A 4882-nucleotide genomic window follows, 5' to 3' on the forward strand; every position below is an offset into this window, starting at 1 on the left:
ATAAATTGATTTTAATTTAATCTATAGCATTGAGTACTTCGACTGTGCTCAGCATAAACTAAAGTCGAAATGTATTAAAATCAAGTGCTTATATTTAGCTACGCTGAACCTTACGGTTTCTCGACTGCACTTCGACTACACTCTGTGACCACGCTCTGTGACCACGCTCGAAAATACAGAAAATCAGGTTTATTTTTAGCTTATGATAGTTAGGGGATATACAAAATTGCAATATTATAATTCGAAACTACGACTTATAACTTCAAATAATGTGAAATAAATACAAAAGAAATGTCAATTATTTGATTTTCATTTCGGTTTTAGCACCATCTATTTCAATAGTGTAAACGCCTTTTGGTAAATAATATTTTCCGTTACTAGCTTCATTGATATCGATGCCTTTATTTTCTTTTAGTAACGCTTTCCTTCCTTTTTTTGATAACTCTAAATTGTAATCGATGTAGTTATAACCTTTGTTTGTATCAACTTTAATTTCGTTTAATGTTGAGCCATTTTCGGATAAAACTTTAATGGTTTTTGCTCCTGAAGAATTGCTAAAAAATTGAATCGTAGTTTCTGGCTCATACGCCTCTAACCATTTGCTCCAAGAACTTCCCCAACGGCTAGAATGTCTTATAGAATTGATATCAAAGAGTGTTACCGCTTTGGATTTCATATCAGCATCCATCATTTGAAGTGGCGCGATATTTGCCTTATAAATACTTCGTCCGTGGGTTCCTAATAATAAGTCCTGAGCTTCAGGTTGAATAACAATATCATGAATGGCAACATTAGGAACACCATTTGAAAACACCTCCCAATTTTTACCTTGGTCAAAAGACACATAAGCACCATTATCTGTTCCTAAATACAGGATATTTTCGTTTTCAGAATCTTCACGAATCACATTTACTGGAGACGCGGGTATATTCCCCGAAATGTCTTCCCATGTTTGTCCGTAATTATCACTCATATAAACATACACGTTGAAATCGTCCCAACGGTAACCATTTAAAGTCACATAAACACGCTCTTTTTTATGCTGTGAAGCTACAACGCGACTAACCCATAAATCTTTTGGAAATGAAGATGAAATATTTGTCCAACTTCCACCAGCATCTTTAGTGACGTATACCAAACCATCATCACTACCTGTGTAAATTAACCCAAATTTAAAAGGGCTTTCACTAATTGAAGCTAATGTCCCGTAAGCTACATTTCCTTTTTTACCACCGTTAGTTAAATCTCCACTAATAGCTTCCCAATCATCGCCTTGATTCATACTTCGCATAAGTTTATTTCCACCGAGATACAAGATATCTTGATTGTGTGGTGATAATAAAATCGGCGTTTGCCAATTAAATCGGTATGGGTTTTCGCCTAGAATATGCTTTGGCTGTACGTATTTTCGAGCTCCTGTTTCTAAATTTAAACGGTAATAATTCCCAAATTGAAATCCTGTATAAACTATGTTAACATCACGATTATCTATCTGAATTTGCATACCATCACCACCCATAATGGATTCCCAAGGATATTGCCCACGCTGGTGCCAACCTTTATCTTCTCTGGCATTATTTGCTCCTTTCCAGACACCATTATCTTGTAATCCACCGTAAACATTATATGGTTTTTCGTTATCAACATTTATCGCATAAAACTGCCCGACAGAAGGTGAATTGTTTTTTATCCAATTTTCGCCGTCATCATAAGTAATATTAACACCACCATCATTTCCATTAACCAAATGGTTTGGGTTTTTAGGATTTATCCAAAGTGCATGATGATCCGCATGCACATTTTCTGCGCTAATGGATTTAAAAGTCTTTCCGCCATCTTTAGATTTTACAATGGGTACACCATAAATATAAATATCATTTTCATCAGCAGGTGATACGTGGATATGCCCAAAATAATACCCGTAACTAAAGTAGATACCATCTAGATAATCGTCATGTGTTTTCTTCCATGTTTTTCCGCCATCTATACTTTTATAAACCTCAGCACCAACCACTGGCGTGTCAAACAACATAGAATTAGCGTCTTCAAGATATTTTGCCAAATCAATTGGTTTTACGTTTCCGCTTCGTACCATTTGCTTTACATTTTCAGCACGGTATTTTTCTTGAAAACCATTAGTCTTCAAAAAGGTATTTAGTTTTTTATCGTCGAGTGCTAAGAATTCAGCATTAGACATTTTTTTAAAATCGTCTTTAGATAAACTTTTTCTATCTGAATTTTTTGTTGAATTGTCAGGACGTCTAAATTGGCTATCATGTACTGCATAAACTACATTGTCGTTAAAAACAGCGACACCAATTCGTCCAACACCTTCGCCCGTTGGGAAACCGCTAGCTTCGCTTGAAACCTTTACCCAAGTGTTACCAGCATCTGTACTTTTATAAATAGCGGAATTGGCTCCTGCGCCTTCAAAATTCCATGCCTTACGATCTTTGGTCCAAGACGTTGCAAACATGACATCGTAATTATTTGGGTTTTGCTGTAAGTCAATAATTCCACTCATGTTGTCAACAAACAATGTCTGTTTCCAAGTTTTTCCTCCATCGGTTGTTTTATAGATACCACGTTCAGAATTTGGAGAGTATAAATGCCCTGTTGCTCCGACAATCACAACATCTGGATTTTCTGGATGAATTAAAATTGGTGCAAAATGATGCGCATCCATCAATCCTAAATTGTCCCAAGATTTTCCGTTGTCTGTAGATTTTAAAATCCCGATACCTGCATAACTACTTCGTGAGGCATTGTTTTCACCTGTACCAACGTATATTGTTTGGGTTGGCCAATGCACAGCAATATCACCAACGTTTTGAGTGTCTGAAGAATCGAGAATAGGCGTAAAAGTGGTCCCATTATTTTTTGTGTGCCAAACACCTCCAGACGCATAACCCACATAAAATTCTGAAGGCATATCCGGATTGACATCCACATCGACCACACGACCACTCATAATTGTTGGTCCTATATTTTTGAAAGGCACATTTTTTACTAGAGAATTTTCTGCTAGTTGTCGTTTTTGCTCCAAAGCTTGCTTCACCTCATCTGCAGATGTCGCGGGTTGTTGCGAAAACCCTATAACTGAAACTGTGAAAAATAAAAATGAAAGTAATTTTGAATAGTTCATGGTGGTTGTTTTTTAAGTGGCATGAAATTAACTAATCTCTTTTCCGCTTCAAAATTGCTAATAAAAGTTTAACAGATTATGTAAACTTCTTGGGCTTGCGTTTTGGTTTGCTTATTTTTGAATTCCTACTAAAATTACTAGCAGCTATAGCTCAGTTTTATACTTAAAACAAATAACCATGAAATACGATTTAATTGACCGCAACCTCTTTATAAAAAACCGTAAAAACTTTATGGCACAGATGAAGCCAAGTAGTTTAGCCGTTTTTAACTCTAACGACATTTATCCGGTAAGCGCAGACAGCACGTTGCCTTTTGCACAACACAGAGATATCTTTTATTTAAGTGGCGTAGACCAAGAGGAAAGTATTTTGGTGCTTTTTCCAGATGCTCCAAAAGCAAAACATCGTGAGGTTTTATTCTTAAAAGAAACCAATGAGCACATTGCCGTTTGGGAAGGCGAAAAATTGACCAAAGAAAAAGCTTTTGAAACCTCGGGTGTAAAAACAGTATATTGGCTTCAAGATTTGGAAAAAGTGATGTTTGAACTCATGACGCAATGCGATACGGTTTACATAAATACCAACGAGCATTACCGTGCTAATGTAGAAACAGAAACTCGCGAAGATCGTTTTACCAAATGGCTAACAGAAAAATATTCTGCACATAATGTTGCGAAAAGCAATCCTATTTTACAGCGTTTACGCTCTGTAAAAGACCAATTAGAATTAGACTTGATGCAACAGGCTTGCGATATTACTGAAAAAGGCTTTCGTCGTATTCTAAAATTTACAAAACCTGGCGTTTGGGAATATAACTTGGAAGCCGAATTTATGCACGAATTTTTAAATAATCGCTCTAAAGGCTTTGCTTACACACCAATAATTGCCTCAGGAAATAACGCCAATGTATTGCATTATATCGAGAACAATCAGCAATGCAAAACTGGTGATTTAATTCTGTTAGACGTTGGTGCAGAATACGCCAATTACTCCAGTGATATGAGTCGTACTATTCCAGTTTCAGGGACGTTTACGGCTAGACAAAAGGACGTTTACAATGCAGTGAATCGTGTTAAAAACGATGCTACAAAACTCCTCGTTCCAGGAACACTTTGGGAAGACTACCACGTTGAAGTTGGAAAACTCATGACCTCCGAACTTTTAGGCTTGGGCTTACTTGATAAAGCCGATATTCAAAACGAAAACCCAGACTGGCCAGCGTATAAAAAATACTTTATGCACGGTACATCTCATCACATTGGTTTAGATACGCATGATTACGGTTTACTCCACGAACCTATGACAGCCAACATGGTATTTACCGTTGAACCCGGAATTTATATCCCTGACGAAGGTTTTGGTATTCGTTTAGAAGATGATGTAGTGATTCAAGAAAGCGGAGAACCTTTCAATTTAATGCGAAACATTCCAATTGAAGCTGAAGAAATAGAAGATATTATGAATAATGCAAATCAAGGGTTGGTAAATAGATAAAAAAACAAGCTTAATTCATTGAAAAACAACGTCTTAAACTTGTTTAAGTTATTGATTTTCAGTATCTTAATAGTCGATTTCAACAAGATTATTTTGGATACAAATAGCAATAACGAGGATTACAAGTTAGTAAAAATTTATGATTATGTCTGTGAAAAATTTGAAACACATTTACAATTTGAGTGTGAGAGATTCAGTAATAATAATAAGCCAAAGTTAACTGACCAAGAAATTATAACCAT

2 protein-coding genes are annotated in these 4882 nt (G+C 36.1%); one reads left to right on the forward strand and one right to left on the reverse strand.

Translation table 11 applies throughout. The annotated features are described in order from the left end of the window. Positions 1-298: 298 nt before the first annotated feature. Entirely contained in the window at positions 299-3145 is a 2847-nt protein-coding gene (locus HKP48_RS07480) for a glycosyl hydrolase (protein ID WP_296344426.1), read from the reverse strand. A 178-nt stretch (positions 3146-3323) separates the two neighbouring features. On the opposite strand from HKP48_RS07480, the gene HKP48_RS07485 reads away from it, so the two are divergent. After that, positions 3324-4640, forward strand: a complete 1317-nt coding sequence (locus HKP48_RS07485) for an aminopeptidase P family protein (protein ID WP_296344428.1) — start codon at positions 3324-3326, stop codon at positions 4638-4640. Positions 4641-4882: the final 242 nt, after the last annotated feature.

The organism is Winogradskyella sp. (assembly GCF_013042245.1).
GTDB lineage: Bacteria > Bacteroidota > Bacteroidia > Flavobacteriales > Flavobacteriaceae > Winogradskyella.